Here is a 23,636-nt window from a genome sequence, read left to right on the forward strand (position 1 = left end):
AGGCCTGCGATTACCAGCAGGCCTGTTATTAGCTCAGTGATGTAGATGGTCATCTTTTAACTCCATATACCGCCAATACCCGTTTCATCGCTGCACTCTGGCGACACTCCTTAAAAATCAGGTTCGTGCTCATCTTTCCTTCCCGTTCTTCCCTGGTAGCAAACCGGTAATACACCGTTCGCCAGACCTTACCTTCGATAACCAGAAGACCTGCCCGTGCCATTTTAGCCGCGGCCTGATTTATGCTGGTTACTGTTGCGCCTGTTAACGCGGCAACGTCCGGCGCACAGAAGCTATTATGCGTCCCCAGGTAATGAATAATTGCCTCTTTGCCCGTCATACACTTGCTCCTTTCAGTCCGAACTTAGCTTTAATTTCTGCGATCTTCGCCAGCGCCTGAACACGATTTAGAGGTCTACCGCCCATGACAGGAAGTTGTTTTACTGGTTCAGGGATCGCCTCACCACGGTTAATTCTCGCAGTCATATGGACAAGCTCATCTGCGGCCTTACGGCGTAATTCCGCATCAGTAAGCGCATTGGCCCGCATGTTCTGATACAGGTTGGTAACCAGCCAGTAGTGCGCGTTTGATTTCCACGGATAAGACTCCGCATCCGGATACAGGCCTCGCTTCCGGCAATACTCGTAAACCATATCAACCAGCTCGCTGACGTTTGGCAGTCCGGCGATAACGGATGCTTCTTCCCGGCACCATGCAACAAACTGCCCGGGTGATGGCAGAAATGGTCGATTCTGCCGACGGGCTACGCGCATTCCTGCGTTAACCTGTTCCATTGTGGTGATCCCGTTTTCCCGGAAAGCCAGAACCCACTGGCGGCGGATTTCGTTCAGTTCGTTCTGGTCACGGTTAGCCAGGCTCGCCGGGAAAGTTGCCAGTAACTGGCTGAACACACCGTTGATGATCTGCGCTACCTGCTGTACCTGCGGCTTTTCGTCGTACTGTTCCGGCATGTTGTTGGCGATCCGACGCATCTGCTCACGGTCAAAATTAACCATCTGTGCGGCGATGTTTTTCATAGATCCACCCCGTAAATCCAGTCTGTGTTTGTCAGGTCGAGTTTTGGTTTGCTGGCTGTCACGACTGCCTGTTGCTTGTTACGGTTGATTTCGAGCTGGGTCCACTTGTCGCGGAGTTTGGCCGGGCTAAGCACGTTACCGGACCAGAAGTTGTCCTGGCATGCCCAGCGGAACAGCACGCACATGTCGCGGTGGTTACGTCCGTCACGTTCACGCATCAGGCGGATATCGTTAGCCCACCCTGCAAAATTCGGTTTTCTGGCTGATGGGGCGATGGTCTTCACCATATCAAACATCCACTCTGCGGCGGTCAGGTCTTCTGCTGTCCCCCACTTGCTGCCGCTCTGAATTGCAGCATCCGGTTTCACCACAGAAAGGTCGTTTTCTGGCTGGTCAGAGGATTCGCCAGAATTCTCTGACGAATAATCTTTTCTTTTTTCTTTTGTAATAGTGTCTTTTGTGTCCCCCTGTTTTGAGGGATAGCAATCCCCCAATTTGAGGGATGTTTTATCCCTCGTTTTAGGGGATTTTCCCTCGTTTTGAGGGATACACCATTCTGAGATGTTTTTATTTGGTCCAAACATGCCGCCTTGCTGCTTGATAATATTCATTCTGACGAGTTCTAACTTGGCTTCATTGCACCGTTTGACAGGTAACTTTGTAATCTCGCTAAGTTGAGAATCGGTGATTCTGTCCATTGGTTTATTCCACCCATAGGTTTTACGCAGAATGGCAAGCAGCACTTTAAACTGTCGCTTGGTCAGATCTGCGCCTGAATAGGCCTCAAGCAGCATATTTGATAGTCTGGCGTAACCATCATCGAGATCTGCCACATTACGCTCCTGTTCGGCAAAGTTACCTCTGCCGAAGTTGAGTATTTTTGCTGTATTTGTCATAATGACTCCTGTGGATTGATCCAGTAATTCCCTCAGAATTCCATCTGGATTTGTTCAGAACGCTCGGTCTTGCACACCGGGCGTTTTTTATTGGTGAGTCCATCAAGCGCATACTTAAAAGCTCTGCTAATCGGACTGATGTCTGATGCCATTCCGAAAGCACACAAGACCGAAGCAATAAATCTCCAGTCCGTTCTGCTTATCTTCGATTCATGACAGCCAATCATCTTTGCCAGACCGCGCTGGGTAAGCGTTGACAGGTTGATAAGTAAATCTGTTTCTGCGCGATCAACATCACGCTGTGATAGTTTGCTGTAACTTGTTTGTTCCATTTCTTAAGATTTCCAATAGTGAATAGCTAGTTGAAAGGTATGCGTGGAAACGCATATGGCCTTAGTTGGTCAGATATCTTGGAACTCGCTTTTCAGCGACGTAGGACGAATGTCCGTTGTTACAAAGAGCGGGGTTACTTATGCTGCTGATGCTCTACGCGATACGAACACCAGATTTTCCTTTTTCACAGGTTTATAACCCGTGAAATTACGAGTGGCTTCTTCGATTGCATTCGCTTTATCTGGGGAAGCTCTTCGAAACCCATATGCAATCTGATCAAGATAGCCAACTGAAGTATTCGCTAATGCGGCGAGTCGCTTCCATTCCTCACTAGAAGCCTCTTTTCGCCAGCGTAGTAGTTCATTACTCATTAGTGCCTCCGTTTATCACACAGAGCGACTTTACCATTTTGATAAATAAAACACAATGAAGATTTATCAAAATGCATATTTATCCATTTGCTAAATAGAGGGAGAATCGTGGGATGGAAAACAAAGATATTCGCAAATCGAATCTGGCGTTTTTGCTAGATGAGCATAAAAAAATCGCGGGTAACACTAATGCAAGCTTTGCCGATAAGCTTGGAGTTAGCCCTTCTCAACTCACGCAAGTCTCCGGTGAAAAAAGCACTCGAAACATAGGGGATAAACTAGCAAGAAAATTCGAAGCCGCACTTGGGTTACCTAATGGGTGGCTTGATTTGGTACATGATGTAACACCAATTGCATCATGCTCAGATTCTTTAACTTTTGTCGGTCAGGTAAGAAAAGGGTTAGTGCGCGTGGTTGGTGAGGCAATTCTTGGTGTTGATGGTGCCATCGAGATGACCGAAGAGCGCGATGGGTGGCTCAATATTTATAGCGATGATCCAGATGCCTTTGGTCTTCGTGTGAAAGGAGACAGCATGTGGCCCAGAATAAAATCAGGAGAATATGTACTCATTGAGCCTAACACCAAAGTATTCCCGGGGGATGAGGTGTTTGTCAGAACTGTTGAAGGACACAACATGATCAAAGTTCTTGGCTATGACAGAGATGGAGAATACCAATTTACAAGCATCAACCAGGACCACAGGCCAATAACGTTGCCTTATCATCAAGTAGCAAAGGTGGAGTATGTGGCTGGTATTCTGAAGCAATCTCGCCATCTGGATGACATCGAGGCAAGGGAGTGGCTGAAAAGTTCGTGACTTCATCGTCACATAGCTGGTAACCAGTGGCCTGAAGAGACGTTTGGGTGATGTGATAGAGATCATTATTCAATTCGATTGAGAAAAATCATCATAAGGTTTATATCCATTTATTAGATTTTATGTGTATAAATAGTTAAAAATGCACGATGTAGAGATATTTGTGCTTAACATCAATTAATCATTGCTAAATCGTGCTTATTGTTCAGAAATCGCCCAAGTCATATTGAAAATCTGTTGGCGAACACCTATATAAGGAGTATAGTTAGTGACCCAAAACGTATTGCCAATCAACAAGAGCTTGCATGACCGAGCTGTTGATGAATTTAATCGTCTGCATGGAACAATGATTGGCGAGATTAGTGCAATGCTGAAAACAGCTAAAGTAGCGCCATTGGTGGATCTTCGTAAGAAAGATCCTACCTTTTCGAACGTTGTCGCAGAATTACGGACATTCAGAGACGTATGTAATGCTCTGCTCCCATACTTTCGTGTAGATAAGACCAGCGAAATCGCTGTCATCGATAAGTTACTTATACTGGCTAATGACCTGGCTCAAGCCATCGATGCTGACGATCCTGACGCATTGTGCGCAGCAATAGCAGCCCTTGATGTTGAGCCTTACATTTAAACGAGGGGAAAAAAAATGACTAAAGCGTTTGACTATACTGCCGTTAGTAAGCTTTTGGCTGAAATGCGCGGATGTGTAGAGCGCGTTCAAAATCTACGCCGCGACTTTGAAGCTCACATCAATCATTCACAAAAAGCGGCTTGATACTTAAGTTAGATGACAGAACCCGGCCTCAGCGCCGGGTTTTCTTTGCCTCACGATCCCCACACCTAATAACACCTTAACCAATTGTATTTATTGAAAAATTGATAGATACAACTTTCTAAACCACGAAATTCTGATCCCCCTCAAGTCTCTTCATTCCTTCTGATAAATTCCCGCAATCAAATAAAAAACCATAATAATCAACATGATATTTGAAAACCCAAACAATTTATCATTTTGCTATTGTCATTAGTTTATCATTTCGATAAAGTCAACTCATCAGCAGGACGCTGTAAGCCAAACGGAGCAGACTGGCAGGCTCTTTAAACAACGTCGAACACTCGACTACGTGGCTGAAAAGCCAGATCACCCAACCACATAAGCTGTGGGATGCAATGCCGAAGTAACCGTCTCAGGAGGAGCTTCGAGATTGCATCGCCAAAGTTTATTCGGGAGGAATCTATGTCCAGAAAAACAGAATTTAAAGGCACCGCAGCTTCTCGCCGTAGAGCTCGTCGCGCAAACCTGCAAAGTCAGGAGGCGATTAGCTCCGACAAGCTACACAGGCCAACCCCTTCACGAGTGGTCTTGCAATGCAAGCGCAAACCAGCAATGAGAGCAGAAGTTATAACTCTGACAACGTTGACCAGAAAATATGAAGGTTCAACTTGTCTTCCGAACGTAGCTCTTTACGCGGCAGGCTACCGGAAATCAAAACAACTGACAGCGAGGTAACCTGCACTGTTCGCCAGAAAATGAAATTAGGCAGCAAACCACTTATTTGAGGTGATATATGGAAGAACAGGCAAATAAGATTCTCATAGAACTATTGCAAAAAGCCAGTAATGGAATAGACGCGGCTGTCTCATTTAGCCAGGCACAGATTCCTGATGTTGTTCATCAGTTACTGCTATGGAATATGGTTGACAGTCTGATTAAAACATTAATAGCCATTTTAACAATCCCGCTGGTTTTCTGGTTTATGAAGAAACAGTGCCAAAAAGTTGAAATTGGTAAGTTCGATGATGAAGGATGGTCATGGGATAAGGGGAAGACTAAATACAAACCGACTATGATTTGGGAAAGTAACGGTGAGATTAGTTTTCTAATCTTACCATTAGCTGCAGTTTTTGTTCTGTGGGTAAGTTTTATTATTGCTGTAGTAACCAATATGACTTGGTTAAAAATTTGGCTGGCCCCAAAGCTTTACCTTATCGAATATGCAGCATCATTGGTTAAGTAATTTTAGGCCGCATAGTCGGCCTTTATTTTTGGCATAAACAACAGAATAAACACTGCACTGTGCATTCATTCCAACGAGTGAATACACGGAGAAATGTCGCTCATAATTAAACAGGAGCCGACTTGTTCTGATTATTGGAAATCTTCTTTGCCCTCCGATGTGAGGGCAATTTTTTATCTATGAGGATATGAATAGATGTCAAACATCAAAAAATACATCATTGATTACGACTGGAAAGCATCAATAGAAATTGAAATCGACCATGACGTAATGACAGAGGAAAAACTTCACCAGATTAATAATTTCTGGTCAGACTCTGAATACCGACTCAATAAACACGGCTCTGTATTAAATGCTGTATTAATCATGCTGGCGCAACATGCTCTGCTTATAGCAATTTCAAGCGACTTAAATGCATATGGTGTTGTGTGTGAGTTCGACTGGAATGATGGAAATGGTCAGGAAGGATGGCCTCCAATGGATGGTAGCGAAGGAATAAGAATTACCGATATCGATACATCAGGAATATTTGATTCAGATGATATGACTATCAAAGCCGCCTGAGCGCTGCGTTACCGCATACCAATAACGCTTCACTCGAGGCGTTTTTCGTTATGTATAAATAAGGAGCACACCATGCAATATGCCATTGCAGGGTGGCCTGTTGCTGGCTGCCCTTCCGAATCTTTACTTGAACGAATCACCCGTAAATTACGTGACGGATGGAAACGCCTTATCGACATACTTAATCAGCCAGGAGTCCCAAAAAATGGATCAAACACTTATGGCTATCCAGACTAAATTCACTATCGCCACTTTTATTGGCGATGAAAAGATGTTTCGTGAGGCCGTCGACGCTTATAAAAAATGGATATTAATACTGAAACTGAGATCAAGCAAAAGCATTCACTAACCCCCTTCCCTGTTTTCCTAATCAGCCCGGCATTTCGCGGGCGATATTTTCACAGCTATTTCAGGAGTTCAGCCATGAACGCTTATTACATTCAGGATCGTCTTGAGGCTCAGAGCTGGACGCGTCACTACCAGCAGATCGCCCGTGAAGAGAAAGAGGCAGAACTGGCAGACGACATGGAAAAAGGCCTGCCCCAGCACCTGTTTGAATCGCTATGCATCGATCATTTGCAACGCCACGGGGCCAGCAAAAAAGCCATTACCCGTGCGTTTGATGACGATGTTGAGTTTCAGGAGCGCATGGCAGAACACATCCGGTACATGGTTGAAACCATTGCTCACCATCAGGTTGATATTGATTCAGAGGTATAAAACGGATGAGTACAGCACTCGCAACGCTGGCAGGGAAGCTGGCTGAACGTGTCGGCATGGATTCTGTCGACCCACAGGAACTGATCACCACTCTTCGCCAGACGGCATTTAAAGGTGATGCCAGCGATGCGCAGTTCATCGCATTGCTGATCGTCGCCAACCAGTACGGCCTTAATCCGTGGACGAAAGAAATTTACGCCTTCCCTGACAAGCAGAACGGCATCGTTCCGGTGGTGGGCGTTGATGGCTGGTCCCGCATCATCAATGAAAACCAGCAGTTTGATGGCATGGACTTTGAGCAGGACAATGAATCCTGTACATGCCGGATTTACCGCAAAGACCGTAATCATCCGATCTGCGTTACCGAATGGATGGATGAATGCCGCCGCGAACCATTCAAAACCCGCGAAGGCAGAGAAATCACCGGACCGTGGCAGTCGCATCCCAAACGGATGTTACGGCATAAAGCCATGATTCAGTGTGCCCGTCTGGCCTTCGGATTTGCTGGTATCTATGACAAGGATGAAGCCGAGCGCATTGTCGAAAATACCGCATACACTGCAGAACGTCAGCCGGAACGCGACATCACTCCGGTTAACGATGAAACCATGCAGGAGATTAACACTCTGCTGATTGCCCTGGACAAAACATGGGATGACGACTTATTGCCGCTCTGTTCCCAGATATTTCGCCGCGACATTCGCGCATCGTCAGAACTGACACAGGCCGAAGCAGTGAAAGCTCTTGGATTCCTGAAACAGAAAGCCTCTGAACAGAAGGTGGCTGCATGACACCGGACATTATCCTGCAGCGTACCGGGATCGACGTGAGAGCTGTCGAACAGGGGGATGATGCGTGGCACAAATTACGGCTCGGCGTCATTACAGCTTCAGAAGTTCACAACGTGATAGCAAAACCCCGATCCGGAAAGAAATGGCCTGACATGAAAATGTCCTACTTCCACACCCTGCTTGCTGAGGTTTGCACCGGTGTGGCTCCGGAAGTTAATGCTAAGGCGCTGGCCTGGGGAAAACAGTACGAGAACGACGCCAGAACCCTGTTTGAATTCACTTCCGGCGTGAATGTTACTGAATCCCCGATCATCTATCGCGACGAAAGTATGCGCACCGCCTGCTCTCCCGATGGTTTATGCAGTGACGGCAATGGCCTTGAGCTGAAATGCCCGTTTACCTCCCGGGATTTCATGAAGTTCCGGCTCGGTGGTTTCGAGGCCATAAAGTCGGCTTACATGGCCCAGGTGCAGTACAGCATGTGGGTGACGCGAAAAGATGCCTGGTACTTTGCCAACTATGACCCGCGAATGAAGCGTGAAGGCCTGCATTATGTCGTGGTTGAGCGGGATGAAAAGTACATAGCGAGTTTTGACGAGATGGTGCCGGAGTTCATCGAAAAAATGGACGAGGCACTGGCTGAAATTGGTTTTGTATTTGGGGAGCAATGGCGATGAAGCATCCTCACGATAATATCCGGGTAGGCGCGATAACTTTCGTCTACTCCGTTACAAAGCGAGGCTGGGTATTTCCCGGCCTTTCTGTTATCCGAAATCCACTGAAAGCACAGCGGCTGGCTGAAGAGATAAATAATAAACGAGGGACTGTATGCACAAAGCATCTCCTGTTGAATTAAGAACGAGTATCGGGATGGCACATAGCCTCGCTCAAATTGGAGTCAGGTTTGTGCCAATACCAGTAGAAACAGACGAAGAATTTCATACGTTAGCCACATCCCTTTCACAAAAGCTGGAAATGATGGCGGCGAAAGCAGAAGCAAACGAGAGAGACCCGGCATGACAACAACAGAATGCATTTTTCTGGCAGCAGGCTTCATATTCTGTGTGCTTATGCTTGCCGACATGGGACTTGTTCAATGACACCTCAGCAGGAAAACGCCCTTCGCAGCATTGCCCGTCAGGCTAATTCTGAAATCAAAAAAGCCAGACAGCAGTTTCCAGATAAAAACGTCGATGACATTTGCCGTAGCGTACTGAAGAAGCACCGCGAAACGGTAACGCTGATGGGATTCACACCGACTCATTTAAGTCTGGCGATCGGCATGTTAAACGGCGTCTTTAAGGAGCGATGAACATGAAAAGCAAAATCATCAGGGAGCTACAGGCTCCTTTTTTATTGTTCGCATTCACCCTCAAGCGTATTAACCAACAATTCAGGGATTAATGGAAGATGGCAGACATCATTGATTCAGCATCAGAAATTGAAGAATTACAGCGCAACACAGCAATAAAAATGCACCGCCTGAACCACCAGGCTATATCTGCCACTCATTGTTGTGAGTGTGGCGATCCGATAGATGAACTAAGACGTCTGGCCGTTCAGGGTTGTCGGACTTGTGCAAGTTGCCAGGAGGATCTGGAGCTTATCAGTAAACAGAGAGGTTCGAAGTGAGCGAAATTAACTCTCAGGCACTGCGTGAAGCGGCAGAGCAGGCAATGCATGACGACTGGGGATTTGATGCGGACCTTTTCCATGAGCTGGTAACACCATCGATTGTGCTGGCACTGCTGGATGAACGGGAAAGAAACCAGCAATACATCAAACGCCGCGACCAGGAGAACGAGGAAATTGCGCTAACGGTAGGGAAGCTGCGTGTTGAGCTTGAGGAAGCAAAATCAAAACTCAACGAGCAGCGTGAGTATTACGAAGGTGTTATCTCGGATGGGAGTAAACGTATTGCTGAACTGGAGAAAAGCGAAGAGCAACTCATTAACGAGCGTGACCATGCTGAGTCTGCTTTAGCTGATATGTACTTCGCAACAACCGGGGATAGGCCTGAGTGGAGTAACTGTTTCAGTTTTTCAGATGCTGTCGATGCCGTAGTTGACAGAATTGCTGATTTAGAAGCCAAACAGCCATCGCCAGTAGTACCGGAAGAAAAACCAATGCCTAACCCTCTTAGCATGTACACAGTTGATGCTGTTGCAGCTATTGCAGAGGTGAGAGGCTGGAACGCCTGCCGTGCAGCCATGCTTAAGGGAGATAAATCATGATTAATCGAACCAAACTGGAGCACATCCTCGAGTATGCCAGGCAGCAGAGGCGCTTTGGCCAGCTTTGTAAAATTCTGCCAGGAGATATGGTTGAAATCGTGGAGATTGCCATGCGTAAGACTGGCAACTCTCCGGTAAGTCCGGGTGGTTGGATAAGCTGTAGTGAGCGAATGCCCGCTCAAGATGATTGGATTTTAATTTATTCAAAGCACGGTGAGTATATGGCAGGACAGGTACAAGAGGAATACGTGGAGTTGAGCGACGGCACTTTATCGTGGTTAGGGAACGCCTTGTACTGGATGCTGCTACCAGAACCGCCGCAGGGAGTGAATGATGAATTGGCCTGAAGCATTCACCGCTGTAGGAGTTGCAATCGCGGTGGCATTTATTCTGTATTCGCTTTTCCGCTGGGGATAAAGGAATGTTCGCTCTGATTCAACGTGGTCAGATATACACCGATAGCGCCGGCTACCCGATAAAAATTCTTCGCTGCATAAACAACACTGTGTTGTACAGAAGAATGGATGGGCGAACACAGTCGGTAAAAATAAACGATTTTAATGAACTGTTTGAACGGATCGATCACCAGGAATACCGACAAATTCTGGCTGAAACAGAGCAGGAGAACCATCTGAAAAAATTACGCGCCATGCAAAGGAGATAAACCGGTAAAGGTGTTCGCGATAAAGGTGAATATCGGCAATGAATAACAATCCTCGCACTCGCGGGGATTTCTTTTATCTGAACTCGCTACGGCGGGTTTTGTTTTATGGAGACAAGAAATGTCAGATTTGGCTATGAAGGTTTTGAAATGGCAATCGACTGGCGATGTTGGCATCAGTAGCGCAACTCTTGCCTCAATCGCATGTGGACTGAAAAAGAATATCTATGGTCATCACTTCGGCGCTCCACATGACGCAGCAGACTTCCGGCGATGCGTTGCACTTGTTGAGCAGATTCCAGAAATCAGAGATTCATTCGACAAGGTTGCAAAGCGCGTTCCGGCATTCAAAGGCATCCTCAACGAATGGGATTCCCTCGTCGCTCTGTTGAAGTCTGAAATGAAGATACACGGAAACAAAGCACCAGAGACTTACAGAAGAATTAGCGAGCTACGCAAGGACTAACCACAGCCTCACACTCAATGAGGCCTGTTCATTTCTCAAGATATCCAGACCTACCATTGCCGCATCAATGCGGCTTTTCTTGCGTGTAATTGCGGAGACTTTGCGATGTACTTGACACTTCAGGAGTGGAACGCACGCCAGCGACGCCCAAGAAGCCTTGAAACAGTTCGTCGATGGGTACGCGAGTGCAGGATATTCCCTCCTCCGGTTAAGGATGGAAGAGAGTATCTGTTCCACGAATCAGCGGTAAAGGTTGACTTAAATCGACCAGTAACAGGTAGCCTTTTGAAGAGGATCAGAAATGGGAAGAAGGCGAAGTCATGAGCGCCGGGATTTACCCCCTAATCTTTATATAAGAAACAATGGATATTACTGCTACAGGGACCCAAGGACGGGTAAAGAGTTCGGATTAGGCCGAGACAGACGTATAGCAATCACTGAAGCTATACAGGCCAATATTGAGTTGCTATCCGGGAACAGGCGTGAGTCACTGATAGACAGAATTAAAGGCGCTGACGCAATCACTCTTCATGCGTGGCTTGACCGATATGAAACAATCCTCAGCGAGAGGGGTATCAGGCCGAAAACTCTACTCGACTACGCCAGCAAAATCAGGGCAATCCGAAGAAAATTGCCGGACAAACCGCTCGCAGACATATCAACGAAAGAGGTGGCAGCAATGCTAAACACCTACGTAGCAGAAGGTAAAGCGGCTTCCGCAAAATTAATCAGGTCAACCCTTGTTGACGTTTTTCGTGAGGCAATAGCCGAGGGGCATGTGGCTACGAATCCGGTAACAGCAACCCGCACAGCAAAGTCAGAAGTAAGGCGCTCAAGGCTGACAGCTAATGAGTATGTCGCAATTCACCATGCAGCCGAACCTCTCCCAATCTGGCTGAGGCTTGCGATGGATTTGGCCGTCGTTACAGGTCAGAGAGTCGGCGATTTGTGCAAAATGAAATGGTCAGACATAAACGACAACCATCTTCACATTGAACAGGGTAAAACAGGGGCTAAGCTCGCCATTCCGCTGACGCTAACGATTGACGCGCTCAATATTTCATTGGCTGATACACTACAGAAATGCAGGGAGGCCAGCGGCAGTGAAACAATAATTGCATCAACGCATCACGAACCGCTTTCCCCGAAAACAGTATCTAAGTATTTTACAAAGGCGAGAAATGCATCTGGACTCTCATTTGATGGAGACCCGCCAACATTCCATGAACTGCGTAGCCTGTCGGCGAGGCTATACCGGAATCAGATTGGCGATAAGTTTGCTCAACGTCTTCTCGGGCATAAATCAGATTCAATGGCGGCGCGGTATAGGGACAGCCGAGGGAGAGAATGGGACAAAATTGAAATCAACAAATGATTTTATTTTGATCAATAATGACCTGTACACTGTAATTTATTGATAATTAAAGAGATTTTAAATATGCAACTTACCTTATTTAAGGCCCCTTCCTCGGGAGGGGCTTTCCCGTTTCAGCGTCCCGCTGAAATCATCGGCTTACCTCCTGTCACCATGTATGCAGTCTACCGCTGACTTGCGGATAAAATAATTTCCTGTGTCATTTCTGGATACGTGCTCGCAAAGTGTGCCGCCATTCAGACGATTCCCGACAGTGTTTCATAATTCCTCCATTTTTCTCCCTTATTAGCTGGCTACACTAGTAACATTGCGCGAAACGTTCAGGAAGAGAAACTCTTAACGATGAAAGGCAGTTATAAATCCCGTTGGGTAATCGTAATCGTGGTGGTTATCGCCGCCATCGCCGCATTCTGGTTCTGGCAAGGCCGCAATGAACCCCAGAGTGCAGCGCCAGGTGCGGCAAAACAAGCACAGCAGCCACCCGCAGGTGGTCGTCGTGGGATGCGTTCCGGCCCATTAGCCCCGGTTCAGGCTGCAACTGCCGTTGAACAGGCAGTGCCGCGTTATCTCACCGGGCTTGGCACTATTACCGCCGCTAATACTGTTACGGTGCGCAGCCGCGTGGACGGTCAACTGATGGCGTTGCATTTCCAGGAAGGTCAGCAGGTCAAAGCAGGTGATTTACTGGCAGAAATTGACCCCAGCCAGTTCAAAGTTGCATTAGCTCAAGCCCAGGGCCAACTGGCAAAAGATAAAGCCACGCTTGCCAACGCCCGCCGTGACCTGGCGCGTTATCAACAACTGGTAAAAACCAATCTCGTATCTCGTCAGGAACTGGATGCCCAACAAGCGCTGGTCAGTGAAACCGAAGGCACCATTAAGGCTGATGAAGCAAGCGTCGCCAGCGCACAGCTGCAACTCGACTGGAGCCGCATCACCGCACCAGTCGATGGTCGCGTTGGTCTCAAGCAGGTTGATGTTGGTAACCAAATCTCCAGTGGTGATACCACCGGGATTGTGGTGATCACCCAGACGCATCCTATCGATTTAGTCTTTACCCTGCCGGAAAGCGATATCGCTACCGTTGTGCAGGCGCAAAAAACCGGAAAACCGCTGGTGGTAGAAGCCTGGGATCGCACCAACTCGAAGAAATTAAGTGAAGGCACGCTGTTAAGTCTCGATAACCAAATCGATGCCACTACCGGTACGATTAAAGTGAAAGCACGCTTTAATAATCAGGATGATGCGCTGTTTCCCAATCAGTTTGTTAACGCGCGTATGTTAGTCGACACCGAACAAAACGCCGTGGTGATCCCCACCGCCGCCCTGCAAATGGGCAATGAAGGCCATTTTGTCTGGGTGCTGAATAGCGAAAACAAGGTCAGCAAACATCTGGTGACGCCGGGCATTCAGGACAGTCAGAAAGTGGTGATCCGCGCAGGTATTTCTGCGGGCGATCGCGTAGTGACGGACGGCATTGATCGCCTGACTGAAGGAGCGAAAGTGGAAGTGGTGGAAGCTCAGAGCGCCACTGCACCGGAAGAGAAAGCCACCAGCCGCGAATACGCGAAAAAAGGAGCGCGTTCCTGATGCAGGTGTTACCCCCGAGCAGCACAGGTGGTCCGTCGCGCCTGTTTATTATGCGTCCTGTTGCCACCACGCTGCTGATGGTGGCGATCTTACTCGCCGGGATTATCGGATATCGCGCCCTTCCCGTTTCGGCGCTGCCGGAAGTGGACTATCCGACCATTCAGGTGGTCACGCTCTACCCTGGCGCCAGCCCGGATGTCATGACCTCCGCCGTTACTGCGCCGCTCGAACGCCAATTTGGGCAGATGTCTGGCCTGAAACAGATGTCATCGCAAAGTTCCGGCGGCGCGTCAGTTATCACCTTGCAATTCCAGCTAACATTACCGCTGGATGTCGCTGAGCAGGAAGTGCAGGCCGCGATTAACGCTGCGACCAACTTGTTGCCGAGCGATCTGCCTAACCCGCCGGTTTACAGCAAGGTAAACCCGGCAGATCCGCCGATCATGACGCTCGCTGTCACCTCAACCGCCATGCCGATGACTCAGGTGGAAGATATGGTGGAAACCCGCGTCGCGCAGAAAATCTCGCAGATTTCCGGCGTCGGGCTGGTGACACTTTCCGGCGGTCAGCGTCCGGCTGTTCGCGTCAAACTTAACGCCCAGGCGATTGCCGCCCTCGGGCTAACCAGCGAAACCGTGCGCACCGCCATTACCGGCGCGAACGTTAACTCAGCGAAAGGTAGCCTCGACGGCCCTTCCCGCGCGGTCACGCTTTCCGCTAACGACCAGATGCAATCCGCCGAAGAGTACCGCCAGCTAATCATCGCCTACCAGAACGGCGCGCCGATTCGTCTGGGCGATGTCGCCACTGTAGAGCAAGGGGCAGAAAATAGCTGGCTCGGCGCATGGGCTAACAAAGAACAGGCCATCGTGATGAATGTTCAGCGCCAACCAGGGGCTAACATTATCTCCACCGCCGACAGTATTCGCCAGATGCTGCCACAGCTTACCGAGAGTCTGCCGAAATCGGTGAAGGTGACGGTACTTTCTGACCGAACCACCAATATCCGCGCTTCAGTTGACGATACCCAGTTTGAACTGATGCTGGCTATCGCGCTGGTGGTAATGATTATCTACCTGTTTTTACGCAATATTCCGGCCACCATCATTCCTGGCGTTGCAGTGCCTTTGTCGTTAATCGGCACCTTCGCGGTCATGGTGTTTCTCGATTTTTCAATCAATAACCTGACGCTGATGGCACTAACCATCGCCACCGGATTTGTGGTCGATGACGCCATCGTGGTGATCGAGAATATTTCCCGCTATATCGAAAAAGGCGAAAAACCGCTGGCAGCGGCACTCAAGGGGGCAGGTGAAATCGGCTTTACCATTATCTCACTGACCTTCTCGCTGATTGCGGTACTGATCCCGCTGCTGTTTATGGGCGATATCGTCGGGCGACTGTTCCGCGAATTTGCCATTACTCTGGCGGTAGCGATTTTGATCTCAGCCGTAGTGTCACTCACCCTGACACCGATGATGTGTGCACGGATGCTCAGCCAGGAGTCATTGCGTAAACAAAACCGCTTCTCCCGCGCCTCGGAAAAAATGTTCGACAGGATTATCGCCGCCTATGGTCGCGGACTGGCAAAGGTGCTGAATCATCCGTGGCTGACCTTAAGCGTGGCGCTCAGCACGCTGCTGCTTAGCGTACTGTTATGGCTGTTCATTCCGAAGGGCTTCTTCCCGGTACAGGACAACGGCATTATTCAGGGTACGTTGCAGGCGCCGCAATCCAGTTCCTTTGCCAATATGGCCCAGCGTCAACGTCAGGTCGCGGACATAATATTGCAGGATCCAGCGGTACAAAGCCTGACCTCATTTGTGGGTGTTGATGGCACGAACCCATCGCTGAACAGTGCACGTTTGCAGATCAACCTCAAACCACTGGATGAACGTGATGATCGGGTACAAAAAGTGATTGCCCGGCTACAAACAGCGGTTGATAAAGTACCGGGCGTCGATCTCTTCTTGCAGCCGACGCAGGATCTGACTATTGATACTCAGGTCAGCCGCACGCAGTACCAGTTTACCTTGCAGGCTACGTCACTGGATGCGCTCAGCACCTGGGTGCCGCAACTCATGGAAAAACTCCAGCAACTGCCGCAACTCTCTGATGTTTCCAGCGACTGGCAGGACAAAGGTCTGGTGGCGTATGTCAATGTTGACAGAGACAGCGCCAGCCGTCTGGGGATCAGCATGGCGGACGTCGATAACGCTCTGTACAACGCATTTGGTCAGCGGCTGATTTCCACGATTTATACTCAGGCCAACCAGTATCGCGTGGTGCTGGAGCACAACACGGAAAATACGCCAGGGCTGGCGGCGCTGGATACCATTCGCCTGACCAGCAGCGACGGCGGCGTGGTGCCGCTAAGCTCAATAGCCAAAATTGAGCAGCGTTTTGCGCCGCTCTCCATCAACCATCTGGATCAGTTTCCGGTAACGACCATCTCCTTTAACGTGCCGGATAACTATTCACTGGGCGATGCTGTACAGGCAATTATTGACACTGAGAAAACGCTGAATCTACCGGTAGATATCACCACGCAGTTCCAGGGCAGTACCCTCGCCTTCCAGTCGGCGCTGGGCAGCACGGTCTGGCTGATTGTCGCAGCGGTGGTGGCGATGTATATCGTGCTGGGTATTCTGTACGAAAGCTTTATTCACCCGATCACCATTCTCTCAACGCTACCCACGGCAGGTGTCGGCGCACTGCTGGCGTTACTGATTGCCGGTAGCGAACTGGATGTGATCGCCATTATCGGCATTATTTTGCTGATCGGTATCGTGAAGAAAAACGCCATCATGATGATCGACTTCGCGCTGGCTGCCGAGCGTGAGCAAGGCATGTCGCCGCGTGATGCTATCTACCAGGCTTGTCTGCTCCGTTTTCGTCCAATCCTGATGACCACTCTGGCGGCACTGCTTGGCGCGTTGCCGCTGATGTTAAGTACCGGGGTCGGCGCAGAACTGCGTCGTCCGTTAGGCATTGGCATGGTCGGTGGTCTGGTTGTCAGCCAGGTGTTGACGCTGTTTACCACGCCGGTGATTTATCTGTTGTTCGACCGTCTGGCATTGTGGACCAAAAGCCGCTTTGCCCGTCATGAAGAGGAGGCGTAAGTGAAGTTTTTTGCCCTCTTCATTTACCGCCCGGTGGCGACGATTTTATTGTCGGTCGCCATTACCCTGTGCGGCATACTGGGTTTCCGTATGCTGCCTGTCGCCCCGCTGCCGCAGGTCGATTTTCCGGTGATTATGGTCAGCGCCTCGCTGCCCGGTGCATCGCCGGAGACAATGGCATCTTCCGTCGCCACACCGCTGGAACGCTCGCTGGGGCGCATTGCCGGGGTCAGTGAAATGACCTCCAGCAGTTCACTTGGCAGCACGCGTATTATTTTGCAGTTTGATTTTGACCGGGATATCAACGGTGCGGCGCGTGATGTGCAGGCGGCAATCAACGCCGCACAAAGTCTGTTGCCCAGCGGGATGCCCAGCCGTCCGACCTATCGCAAAGCAAACCCGTCGGATGCGCCGATTATGATCCTGACGCTGACGTCCGATACTTATTCACAGGGGGAGTTGTACGATTTCGCCTCAACACAACTGGCCCCGACGATTTCGCAAATCGACGGTGTCGGTGATGTCGATGTCGGCGGTAGCTCACTTCCTGCGGTGCGCGTCGGGCTGAACCCGCAGGCACTGTTTAATCAGGGCGTGTCGCTGGACGACGTACGCACTGCCATCAGTAATGCCAACGTGCGTAAGCCGCAGGGGGCGCTGGAAGATGGCACTCACCGCTGGCAAATCCAGACCAATGACGAACTGAAAACCGCCGCCGAATATCAGCCGCTGATTATTCACTACAACAACGGCGGCGCGGTTCGTCTTGGCGATGTGGCAACGGTGATCGACTCAGTGCAGGATGTGCGTAACGCCGGGATGACCAACGCCAAACCGGCCATTTTGCTGATGATCCGCAAACTGCCGGAAGCCAATATTATCCAGACGGTAGACAGCATCCGCGCCCGTCTGCCGGAATTACAGTCCACCATCCCGGCCGCAATTGATCTGCAAATTGCCCAGGATCGCTCCCCTACTATCCGCGCGTCGCTGGAAGAGGTTGAGCAAACGCTGATTATCTCGGTGGCGCTGGTGATTCTGGTGGTGTTTTTGTTCCTGCGTTCGGGTCGCGCCACCATTATTCCCGCCGTTGCAGTGCCCGTTTCGCTGATTGGTACATTTGCGGCGATGTACCTGTGCGGTTTCAGTCTCAATAACCTGTCGTTAATGGCGCTCACCATTGCCACCGGCTTTGTGGTGGATGATGCCATCGTGGTGCTGGAAAATATTGCCCGTCATCTGGAGGCGGGGATGAAACCGCTACAAGCCGCGCTACAGGGCACTCGTGAAGTCGGCTTTACAGTGCTGTCAATGAGCCTGTCGCTGGTTGCCGTGTTCCTGCCGTTACTGTTAATGGGCGGATTGCCGGGGCGCCTGTTACGCGAGTTTGCCGTGACACTTTCTGTCGCCATTGGTATTTCGTTGCTGGTTTCCCTGACGCTGACGCCGATGATGTGCGGCTGGATGCTGAAAGCCAGTAAACCGCGCGAACAAACGCGACTGCGTGGTTTTGGTCGGATGCTGGTTGCCCTGCAACAAGGCTACGGTAAGTCGCTGAAATGGGTGCTCAATCATACCCGTCTGGTGGGCGTGGTGCTGCTTGGCACCATTGCGCTGAATATCTGGCTGTATATCTCGATCCCGAAAACCTTTTTCCCGGAACAAGACACAGGGGTGCTGATGGGCGGGATACAGGCGGATCAGAGTATTTCGTTTCAGGCGATGCGCGGCAAGTTGCAGGACTTCATGAAAATTATCCGTGACGATCCGGCGGTGGATAATGTCACTGGCTTTACCGGCGGTTCGCGGGTGAACAGCGGGATGATGTTTATCACTCTTAAACCACGCGGCGAGCGGAGCGAAACGGCCCAACAGATTATCGACCGCTTGCGTAAAAAACTGGCGAAAGAACCAGGAGCGAATCTGTTCCTGATGGCAGTACAAGATATTCGCGTTGGCGGACGTCAGGCTAACGCCAGCTACCAGTACACATTATTGTCCGACGATCTGGCGGCGCTACGTGAATGGGAGCCGAAAATCCGCAAAAAACTGGCAACATTGCCAGAACTGGCTGATGTTAACTCCGATCAGGAAGATAATGGCGCGGAGATGAACCTTATTTACGATCGCGACACCATGGCGCGGCTAGGAATTGACGTGCAGGCCGCCAACAGCCTGTTAAATAACGCCTTCGGTCAGCGACAAATCTCGACCATTTACCAGCCGATGAACCAATATCAGGTGGTAATGGAAGTCGATCCACGCTATACCCAGGACATCAGTGCTCTGGAAAAGATGTTCGTTATCAATAAAGAAGGCAAAGCAATCCCCTTGTCGTATTTCGCTAAATGGCAACCGGCGAACGCCCCACTGTCGGTGAATCATCAGGGATTGTCGGCGGCCTCAACCATCTCGTTCAACTTGCCAACCGGAAAATCGCTTTCTGAGGCCAGCACAGCAATCGACCGTGCAATGACGCAACTTGGCGTACCTTCCAGCGTGCGCGGCAGTTTTGCCGGAACGGCGCAGGTGTTTCAGGAGACGATGAACTCACAGGTGATCCTGATTATCGCCGCCATCGCCACGGTATATATCGTACTGGGTATACTTTACGAGAGTTACGTGCATCCACTGACCATTCTCTCCACCCTGCCCTCGGCGGGCGTCGGGGCGTTGCTGGCGCTGGAACTGTTCAATGCCCCGTTCAGCCTAATCGCCCTGATAGGGATCATGCTATTAATCGGCATCGTGAAGAAAAATGCCATTATGATGGTCGATTTTGCGCTTGAAGCTCAACGACACGGGAATCTGACACCACAGGAAGCTATTTTCCAGGCCTGTCTGTTGCGTTTTCGCCCGATCATGATGACCACGCTGGCAGCACTGTTTGGCGCATTACCGCTGGTCTTGTCAGGTGGCGACGGCTCAGAACTGCGCCAACCGTTGGGGATCACCATTGTCGGCGGTCTGGTGATGAGCCAGCTCCTGACGCTGTATACCACGCCGGTGGTGTATCTCTTTTTCGACCGTCTGCGACTGCGTTTTTCGCGTAAACCTAAAGAAACGGTAACCGAGTAAATGACAGAACTTCCCGACAGCACCCGCTGGCAACTGTGGATTGTGGCTTTCGGCTTCTTTATGCAGTCGCTGGATACCACTATCGTTAACACCGCGCTTCCCTCAATGGCGCAAAGCCTGGGGGAAAGTCCGCTACATATGCACATGGTCATTGTCTCTTATGTGCTGACCGTGGCGGTGATGCTGCCTGCCAGCGGCTGGCTGGCAGACAAAGTTGGCGTGCGTAATATTTTCTTCACAGCCATTGTTCTGTTTACTCTCGGTTCGCTGTTTTGCGCGCTTTCCGGCACGCTGAACGAACTGTTGCTGGCGCGCGCGTTACAGGGCGTCGGCGGCGCGATGATGGTGCCGGTCGGCAGGTTAACGGTGATGAAAATTGTTCCGCGCGAACAATATATGGCGGCGATGACTTTTGTCACGCTGCCCGGTCAGATTGGTCCGCTGCTCGGCCCGGCACTCGGCGGCCTGCTGGTAGAATACGCATCGTGGCACTGGATCTTTTTGATCAACATTCCGGTAGGGATTATCGGCGCGATCGCTACACTGATGTTGATGCCGAACTACACCATGCAGACACGGCGCTTCGATCTCTCCGGCTTTCTGTTGCTGGCGGTCGGCATGGCGGTACTAACGCTGGCGCTGGATGGCAGTAAAGGCACCGGGCTGTCGCCGCTAGCCATCACCGTGCTGGTGGCTGTGGGCGTGCTAGCCATTGTGCTTTATCTGCTACATGCCAGAAACAATCACCGCGCGCTATTCAGTCTGAAACTGTTCCACACTCGTACCTTTTCGCTGGGCCTGGCGGGGAGCTTCGCCGGACGTGTCGGCAGCGGCATGCTACCTTTTATGACCCCCGTTTTCCTACAGATTGGCCTCGGCTTTTCGCCGTTTCACGCCGGATTGATGATGATCCCGATGGTGCTCGGCAGCATGGGGATGAAGCGAATTGTAGTACAGGTAGTGAATCGGTTTGGTTACCGTCGAGTGCTGGTGGCAACCACGCTGGGCCTGTCGCTGGTCACCCTACTGTTTATGACTACCGCTCTGCTCGGCTGGTACTACATTTTGCCGTTCGTCCTGTTTTTACAAGGGATGGTCAACTCGACCCGTTTCTCATCCATGAATACCCTGACGCTGAAGGATCTGCCGGACAGGCTGGCGAGCAGCGGCAACAGCCTGCTGTCGATGATTATGCAATTGTCGATGAGTATCGGCGTCACCATTGCCGGGCTTTTACTGGGATTTTTTGGTTCGCAGCATGCCAGCGGCGCCACACAAACCGTCTTTATGTACACCTGGCTTAGCATGGCGTTTATCATCGCCCTTCCGGCACTCGTCTTTGCCAGAGTTCCGAATGATACGCATCAAAATGTGGCTATTTCACGGCGAAAAAGGAGCGCGCAATGAAGTTCTGGCGGCCCGGTATTACCGGCAAACTGTTTCTGGCAATCTTCGCCACCTGCATTGTCTTGCTAATCACGATGCATTGGGCGGTGCGCATCAGTTTTGAGCGTGGTTTTATTGATTACATCAAGCATGGTAACGAACAACGGCTGCAAATGCTCGGCGACGCGCTGGGTGAGCAGTACGCTCAGCATGGTAACTGGCGTTTCCTGCGTAATAATGATCGCTTTGTGTTTCAGATCCTACGTTCGCTGGAGCACGATAACAACGAAGATAAACCCGGCCCCGGCATGCCGCCGCACGGTTGGCGCACGCAGTTCTGGGTGGTTGATCAAAACAATAAAGTGCTGGTTGGTCCGCGAGCGCCTGTTCCACCGGACGGCACGCGGCGACCGATTATGGTCAATGGTGTAGACGTTGGCGCGGTGATCGCCTCCCCTGTTGAACGACTGACCCGCAATACCGATATCAATTTCGATAGACAACAGCGGCAAACCAGTTGGCTGATTGTGGCTTTATCTACCTTACTGGCGGCGCTGGCGACATTCCCACTGGCGCGCGGTTTGCTGGCCCCGGTGAAACGACTGGTGGATGGTACGCACAAACTGGCGGCAGGCGATTTTACTACTCGCGTAACACCCACCAGCGAAGATGAACTGGGCAGGCTGGCGCAGGACTTCAACCAGCTCGCCAGCACACTGGAGAAAAACCAGCAAATGCGCCGCGATTTTATGGCCGATATTTCTCACGAACTGCGCACACCTTTAGCGGTACTGCGCGGTGAACTGGAAGCTATCCAGGATGGCGTGCGTAAATTCACGCCGGAGACGGTGGCGTCTTTACAGGCGGAGGTCGGTACACTGACCAAACTGGTTGACGATCTCCATCAGTTGTCGATGTCTGATGAAGGCGCTCTCGCCTATCAAAAAGCACCGGTAGATTTGATCCCTCTGCTGGAAGTCGTGGGCGGCGCGTTTCGCGAACGCTTCGCCAGTCGTGGCCTGAAACTGCAATTTTCGCTGCCAGACAGCATTACCGTATTTGGCGATCGCGACCGTTTAATGCAGTTATTCAATAACTTACTGGAAAACAGCCTGCGCTACACCGACAGCGGCGGCAGCCTGCAAATCTCCGCAGAACAGCACGATAAAACGGTGCGCCTGACCTTTGCCGACAGCGCGCCGGGCGTCAGTGACGATCAACTGCAAAAATTGTTTGAACGTTTTTATCGCACAGAAGGTTCCCGCAACCGTGCCAGCGGCGGTTCCGGGCTGGGGCTGGCAATTTGCCTGAATATTGTTGAAGCGCATAATGGCCGCATTGTTGCCGCCCATTCGCCTTTTGGCGGGGTAAGCATTACAGTAGAGCTACCGCTGGAACGAGATTTACAGGGAGAAGCATGACCGAGTTACCCATCGACGAAAACACGCCACGCATTTTAATCGTGGAAGATGAACCCAAGCTGGGGCAGTTGCTCATTGATTATCTGCGTGCCGCGAGCTACGCGCCAACACTTATCAGCCACGGCGATCAGGTATTGCCGTACATGCGCCAGACGCCGCCGGATCTGATCCTGTTGGATCTGATGCTGCCAGGCACCGATGGACTGACGCTATGCCGGGAAATTCGTCGTTTTTCCGATGTCCCAATCATAATGGTAACGGCAAAAATCGAAGAGATAGACCGCTTGCTGGGGCTGGAAATTGGTGCTGATGATTACATCTGTAAACCGTACAGTCCGCGGGAAGTGGTGGCGCGCGTTAAAACCATTTTGCGTCGCTGCAAACCGCAGCGCGAGTTGCAGCAACAAGATGCCGAAAGCCCGTTGATTATCGACGAAGGTCGGTTTCAGGCTTCATGGCGCGGCAAAATGCTTGACCTGACGCCTGCAGAATTTCGTCTGCTGAAAACGCTCTCTCATGAACCAGGAAAAGTGTTCTCCCGCGAGCAGTTGCTGAACCATCTTTATGACGACTACCGCGTGGTAACCGACCGTACCATCGACAGCCACATTAAAAACCTGCGCCGCAAGCTGGAATCTCTCGACGTCGAACAGTCATTTATTCGCGCCGTTTATGGCGTCGGCTACCGTTGGGAAGCCGACGCCTGCCGCATCGTTTAGTTTTTGCGTCATTAGCCTGTAAGCCGGAGAAGGTG

The 23,636-nt window shown here is 50.6% G+C and carries 32 protein-coding genes and 1 pseudogene; 28 read left to right on the top strand and 5 right to left on the bottom strand.

Going from position 1 to position 23,636, the window contains the following annotated elements; genetic code table 11:
• Positions 1-49: 49 nt before the first annotated feature.
• The 5 genes from PS053_RS05675 to PS053_RS05695 all read right to left on the bottom strand — a co-directional run bounded on the left by PS053_RS05675 (position 50) and on the right by PS053_RS05695 (position 2,638).
• Positions 50-340 (bottom strand): protein ren, encoded by a 291-nt coding sequence (locus PS053_RS05675; protein WP_000145931.1) that lies wholly within the window; start codon positions 338-340, stop codon positions 50-52.
• Positions 337-1,038 carry a replication protein P gene (locus PS053_RS05680; protein WP_053896188.1) on the bottom strand — a complete coding sequence of 234 codons (702 nt, stop codon included), beginning with the start codon at positions 1,036-1,038 and terminating at the stop codon, positions 337-339. The genes PS053_RS05675 and PS053_RS05680 overlap by 4 nt, the downstream gene beginning before the upstream one ends.
• Positions 1,035-1,934, bottom strand: coding sequence for a replication protein (locus PS053_RS05685; RefSeq protein ID WP_089584188.1), 900 nt, complete (start codon positions 1,932-1,934; stop codon positions 1,035-1,037). Before PS053_RS05685 ends, PS053_RS05680 begins: the two co-directional genes overlap by 4 nt.
• A gap of 32 nt (positions 1,935-1,966) precedes the next feature.
• Positions 1,967-2,266 (bottom strand): CII family transcriptional regulator, encoded by a 300-nt coding sequence (locus PS053_RS05690; protein ID WP_000438538.1) that lies wholly within the window; start codon positions 2,264-2,266, stop codon positions 1,967-1,969.
• A 138-nt stretch (positions 2,267-2,404) separates the two neighbouring features.
• Positions 2,405-2,638, bottom strand: coding sequence for a hypothetical protein (locus tag PS053_RS05695; RefSeq protein ID WP_000064149.1), 234 nt, complete (start codon positions 2,636-2,638; stop codon positions 2,405-2,407).
• Between the two features lie 113 nt (positions 2,639-2,751).
• On the opposite strand from PS053_RS05695, the gene PS053_RS05700 reads away from it, so the two are divergent.
• From PS053_RS05700 to baeR, 28 genes and pseudogenes are all read left to right on the top strand, one after another.
• Complete coding sequence (locus tag PS053_RS05700; protein WP_000428099.1) at positions 2,752-3,456, top strand: LexA family transcriptional regulator; 705 nt, start codon at positions 2,752-2,754, stop codon at positions 3,454-3,456.
• 268 nt (positions 3,457-3,724) lie between these two features.
• Positions 3,725-4,087, top strand: coding sequence for a hypothetical protein (locus PS053_RS05705; protein ID WP_000193240.1), 363 nt, complete (start codon positions 3,725-3,727; stop codon positions 4,085-4,087).
• Positions 4,088-4,102: 15 nt separating this feature from the next.
• Positions 4,103-4,231, top strand: a complete 129-nt coding sequence (locus PS053_RS05710) for a hypothetical protein (protein WP_000158654.1) — start codon at positions 4,103-4,105, stop codon at positions 4,229-4,231.
• 265 nt (positions 4,232-4,496) lie between these two features.
• Positions 4,497-4,716 (top strand): annotated as a pseudogene (locus PS053_RS05715) (hypothetical protein).
• On the top strand, positions 4,694-4,966 hold the full coding sequence (locus tag PS053_RS05720) for a transcriptional antitermination N peptide (protein ID WP_000088203.1): 273 nt from the start codon (positions 4,694-4,696) through the stop codon (positions 4,964-4,966). Before PS053_RS05715 ends, PS053_RS05720 begins: the two are co-directional and overlap by 23 nt.
• 58 nt (positions 4,967-5,024) lie before the next feature.
• Positions 5,025-5,474: a hypothetical protein gene (locus PS053_RS05725; protein ID WP_053901473.1), complete on the top strand. Its 450-nt coding sequence runs from the start codon at positions 5,025-5,027 to the stop codon at positions 5,472-5,474.
• Positions 5,475-5,669: 195 nt separating this feature from the next.
• Entirely contained in the window at positions 5,670-6,038 is a 369-nt protein-coding gene (locus PS053_RS05730) for a DUF2528 family protein (RefSeq protein WP_000065374.1), read from the top strand.
• A gap of 72 nt (positions 6,039-6,110) precedes the next feature.
• Positions 6,111-6,275: a protease FtsH-inhibitory lysogeny factor CIII gene (locus tag PS053_RS05735; protein WP_001198861.1), complete on the top strand. Its 165-nt coding sequence runs from the start codon at positions 6,111-6,113 to the stop codon at positions 6,273-6,275.
• Positions 6,244-6,387 carry a host cell division inhibitory peptide Kil gene (gene kil, locus PS053_RS05740; protein WP_000372937.1) on the top strand — a complete coding sequence of 48 codons (144 nt, stop codon included), beginning with the start codon at positions 6,244-6,246 and terminating at the stop codon, positions 6,385-6,387. Before PS053_RS05735 ends, kil begins: the two co-directional genes overlap by 32 nt.
• Before the next feature lie 74 nt (positions 6,388-6,461).
• On the top strand, positions 6,462-6,758 hold the full coding sequence (locus PS053_RS05745; protein WP_000995467.1) for a host-nuclease inhibitor Gam family protein: 297 nt from the start codon (positions 6,462-6,464) through the stop codon (positions 6,756-6,758).
• A gap of 5 nt (positions 6,759-6,763) precedes the next feature.
• Positions 6,764-7,549, top strand: a complete 786-nt coding sequence (gene bet / locus PS053_RS05750; protein ID WP_000100845.1) for a phage recombination protein Bet — start codon at positions 6,764-6,766, stop codon at positions 7,547-7,549.
• Entirely contained in the window at positions 7,546-8,226 is a 681-nt protein-coding gene (locus PS053_RS05755) for a lambda exonuclease family protein (protein WP_000186837.1), read from the top strand. Before bet ends, PS053_RS05755 begins: the two co-directional genes overlap by 4 nt.
• On the top strand, positions 8,223-8,405 hold the full coding sequence (locus PS053_RS05760; RefSeq protein WP_049029061.1) for a DUF1317 domain-containing protein: 183 nt from the start codon (positions 8,223-8,225) through the stop codon (positions 8,403-8,405). The genes PS053_RS05755 and PS053_RS05760 overlap by 4 nt, the downstream gene beginning before the upstream one ends.
• The gene (locus PS053_RS05765) at positions 8,378-8,569 is read left to right on the top strand and encodes a DUF1382 family protein (protein WP_000548547.1); all 192 of its coding nucleotides are present in this window, start codon (positions 8,378-8,380) and stop codon (positions 8,567-8,569) included. The genes PS053_RS05760 and PS053_RS05765 overlap by 28 nt, the downstream gene beginning before the upstream one ends.
• A 76-nt stretch (positions 8,570-8,645) precedes the next feature.
• A complete protein-coding gene (locus PS053_RS05770) occupies positions 8,646-8,861 on the top strand; it encodes a hypothetical protein (RefSeq protein WP_000188870.1) in 216 nt (71 codons plus the stop codon).
• 98 nt (positions 8,862-8,959) lie between these two features.
• Positions 8,960-9,181, top strand: a complete 222-nt coding sequence (locus PS053_RS05775) for a TraR/DksA family transcriptional regulator (protein ID WP_000763358.1) — start codon at positions 8,960-8,962, stop codon at positions 9,179-9,181.
• A 44-nt stretch (positions 9,182-9,225) separates the two neighbouring features.
• Positions 9,226-9,783, top strand: a complete 558-nt coding sequence (locus tag PS053_RS23140) for an ead/Ea22-like family protein (RefSeq protein WP_012817803.1) — start codon at positions 9,226-9,228, stop codon at positions 9,781-9,783.
• The gene (locus PS053_RS05785; RefSeq protein ID WP_001345188.1) at positions 9,780-10,130 is read left to right on the top strand and encodes a DUF551 domain-containing protein; all 351 of its coding nucleotides are present in this window, start codon (positions 9,780-9,782) and stop codon (positions 10,128-10,130) included. Before PS053_RS23140 ends, PS053_RS05785 begins: the two co-directional genes overlap by 4 nt.
• Positions 10,131-10,204: 74 nt before the next feature.
• Complete coding sequence (locus tag PS053_RS05790; protein ID WP_000457736.1) at positions 10,205-10,447, top strand: DUF4222 domain-containing protein; 243 nt, start codon at positions 10,205-10,207, stop codon at positions 10,445-10,447.
• A 118-nt stretch (positions 10,448-10,565) separates the two neighbouring features.
• Positions 10,566-10,910 carry a hypothetical protein gene (locus tag PS053_RS05795; RefSeq protein ID WP_001281192.1) on the top strand — a complete coding sequence of 115 codons (345 nt, stop codon included), beginning with the start codon at positions 10,566-10,568 and terminating at the stop codon, positions 10,908-10,910.
• A gap of 105 nt (positions 10,911-11,015) precedes the next feature.
• Positions 11,016-11,234, top strand: a complete 219-nt coding sequence (locus PS053_RS05800; protein ID WP_001303849.1) for an excisionase — start codon at positions 11,016-11,018, stop codon at positions 11,232-11,234.
• Positions 11,212-12,285 (top strand): tyrosine-type recombinase/integrase, encoded by a 1,074-nt coding sequence (locus tag PS053_RS05805; RefSeq protein WP_054412160.1) that lies wholly within the window; start codon positions 11,212-11,214, stop codon positions 12,283-12,285. The genes PS053_RS05800 and PS053_RS05805 overlap by 23 nt, the downstream gene beginning before the upstream one ends.
• 342 nt (positions 12,286-12,627) lie before the next feature.
• Positions 12,628-13,875 carry a multidrug efflux RND transporter subunit MdtA gene (mdtA, locus tag PS053_RS05810; RefSeq protein WP_256879352.1) on the top strand — a complete coding sequence of 416 codons (1,248 nt, stop codon included), beginning with the start codon at positions 12,628-12,630 and terminating at the stop codon, positions 13,873-13,875.
• Positions 13,875-16,997 carry a multidrug efflux RND transporter permease subunit MdtB gene (gene mdtB / locus PS053_RS05815; RefSeq protein WP_256879353.1) on the top strand — a complete coding sequence of 1,041 codons (3,123 nt, stop codon included), beginning with the start codon at positions 13,875-13,877 and terminating at the stop codon, positions 16,995-16,997. The genes mdtA and mdtB overlap by 1 nt, the downstream gene beginning before the upstream one ends.
• Positions 16,998-20,075, top strand: a complete 3,078-nt coding sequence (mdtC, locus tag PS053_RS05820; RefSeq protein WP_059238936.1) for a multidrug efflux RND transporter permease subunit MdtC — start codon at positions 16,998-17,000, stop codon at positions 20,073-20,075.
• Positions 20,076-21,482, top strand: a complete 1,407-nt coding sequence (mdtD, locus tag PS053_RS05825) for an MFS transporter (RefSeq protein ID WP_000137837.1) — start codon at positions 20,076-20,078, stop codon at positions 21,480-21,482. It abuts the gene before it with no gap.
• On the top strand, positions 21,479-22,882 hold the full coding sequence (gene baeS, locus PS053_RS05830) for an envelope stress sensor histidine kinase BaeS (RefSeq protein ID WP_256879354.1): 1,404 nt from the start codon (positions 21,479-21,481) through the stop codon (positions 22,880-22,882). The genes mdtD and baeS overlap by 4 nt, the downstream gene beginning before the upstream one ends.
• Positions 22,879-23,601, top strand: coding sequence for an envelope stress response regulator BaeR (baeR, locus tag PS053_RS05835; protein WP_025238760.1), 723 nt, complete (start codon positions 22,879-22,881; stop codon positions 23,599-23,601). Before baeS ends, baeR begins: the two co-directional genes overlap by 4 nt.
• Positions 23,602-23,636: the final 35 nt, after the last annotated feature.

Source organism: Escherichia albertii, from assembly GCF_028622335.1.
In the GTDB taxonomy this organism is placed as follows: Bacteria; Pseudomonadota; Gammaproteobacteria; order Enterobacterales; family Enterobacteriaceae; genus Escherichia; species Escherichia albertii.

Bases quoted from the DNA above. Each gene is read 5' to 3' on its own strand.
- mdtA (WP_256879352.1), top strand. From the start codon at position 12,628: ATGAAAGGCAGTTATAAATCCCGTTGGGTAATCGTAATCGTGGTGGTT.
- mdtD (WP_000137837.1), top strand. From the start codon at position 20,076: ATGACAGAACTTCCCGACAGCACCCGCTGGCAACTGTGGATTGTGGCT.
- PS053_RS05675 (WP_000145931.1), bottom strand. From the start codon at position 340: ATGACGGGCAAAGAGGCAATTATTCATTACCTGGGGACGCATAATAGC.
- PS053_RS05725 (WP_053901473.1), top strand. From the start codon at position 5,025: ATGGAAGAACAGGCAAATAAGATTCTCATAGAACTATTGCAAAAAGCC.
- PS053_RS05695 (WP_000064149.1), bottom strand. From the start codon at position 2,638: ATGAGTAATGAACTACTACGCTGGCGAAAAGAGGCTTCTAGTGAGGAA.
- bet (WP_000100845.1), top strand. From the start codon at position 6,764: ATGAGTACAGCACTCGCAACGCTGGCAGGGAAGCTGGCTGAACGTGTC.
- kil (WP_000372937.1), top strand. From the start codon at position 6,244: ATGGATCAAACACTTATGGCTATCCAGACTAAATTCACTATCGCCACT.
- mdtB (WP_256879353.1), top strand. From the start codon at position 13,875: ATGCAGGTGTTACCCCCGAGCAGCACAGGTGGTCCGTCGCGCCTGTTT.
- PS053_RS05760 (WP_049029061.1), top strand. From the start codon at position 8,223: ATGAAGCATCCTCACGATAATATCCGGGTAGGCGCGATAACTTTCGTC.
- PS053_RS05735 (WP_001198861.1), top strand. From the start codon at position 6,111: ATGCAATATGCCATTGCAGGGTGGCCTGTTGCTGGCTGCCCTTCCGAA.
- PS053_RS05805 (WP_054412160.1), top strand. From the start codon at position 11,212: ATGGGAAGAAGGCGAAGTCATGAGCGCCGGGATTTACCCCCTAATCTT.
- PS053_RS05700 (WP_000428099.1), top strand. From the start codon at position 2,752: ATGGAAAACAAAGATATTCGCAAATCGAATCTGGCGTTTTTGCTAGAT.
- PS053_RS05800 (WP_001303849.1), top strand. From the start codon at position 11,016: ATGTACTTGACACTTCAGGAGTGGAACGCACGCCAGCGACGCCCAAGA.
- baeS (WP_256879354.1), top strand. From the start codon at position 21,479: ATGAAGTTCTGGCGGCCCGGTATTACCGGCAAACTGTTTCTGGCAATC.
- PS053_RS23140 (WP_012817803.1), top strand. From the start codon at position 9,226: ATGCATGACGACTGGGGATTTGATGCGGACCTTTTCCATGAGCTGGTA.
- PS053_RS05685 (WP_089584188.1), bottom strand. From the start codon at position 1,934: ATGACAAATACAGCAAAAATACTCAACTTCGGCAGAGGTAACTTTGCC.
- PS053_RS05755 (WP_000186837.1), top strand. From the start codon at position 7,546: ATGACACCGGACATTATCCTGCAGCGTACCGGGATCGACGTGAGAGCT.
- PS053_RS05775 (WP_000763358.1), top strand. From the start codon at position 8,960: ATGGCAGACATCATTGATTCAGCATCAGAAATTGAAGAATTACAGCGC.
- PS053_RS05790 (WP_000457736.1), top strand. From the start codon at position 10,205: ATGTTCGCTCTGATTCAACGTGGTCAGATATACACCGATAGCGCCGGC.
- PS053_RS05720 (WP_000088203.1), top strand. From the start codon at position 4,694: ATGTCCAGAAAAACAGAATTTAAAGGCACCGCAGCTTCTCGCCGTAGA.
- PS053_RS05745 (WP_000995467.1), top strand. From the start codon at position 6,462: ATGAACGCTTATTACATTCAGGATCGTCTTGAGGCTCAGAGCTGGACG.
- PS053_RS05785 (WP_001345188.1), top strand. From the start codon at position 9,780: ATGATTAATCGAACCAAACTGGAGCACATCCTCGAGTATGCCAGGCAG.
- PS053_RS05770 (WP_000188870.1), top strand. From the start codon at position 8,646: ATGACACCTCAGCAGGAAAACGCCCTTCGCAGCATTGCCCGTCAGGCT.
- PS053_RS05765 (WP_000548547.1), top strand. From the start codon at position 8,378: ATGCACAAAGCATCTCCTGTTGAATTAAGAACGAGTATCGGGATGGCA.
- PS053_RS05680 (WP_053896188.1), bottom strand. From the start codon at position 1,038: ATGAAAAACATCGCCGCACAGATGGTTAATTTTGACCGTGAGCAGATG.
- PS053_RS05795 (WP_001281192.1), top strand. From the start codon at position 10,566: ATGTCAGATTTGGCTATGAAGGTTTTGAAATGGCAATCGACTGGCGAT.
- baeR (WP_025238760.1), top strand. From the start codon at position 22,879: ATGACCGAGTTACCCATCGACGAAAACACGCCACGCATTTTAATCGTG.
- PS053_RS05690 (WP_000438538.1), bottom strand. From the start codon at position 2,266: ATGGAACAAACAAGTTACAGCAAACTATCACAGCGTGATGTTGATCGC.
- PS053_RS05730 (WP_000065374.1), top strand. From the start codon at position 5,670: ATGTCAAACATCAAAAAATACATCATTGATTACGACTGGAAAGCATCA.
- PS053_RS05710 (WP_000158654.1), top strand. From the start codon at position 4,103: ATGACTAAAGCGTTTGACTATACTGCCGTTAGTAAGCTTTTGGCTGAA.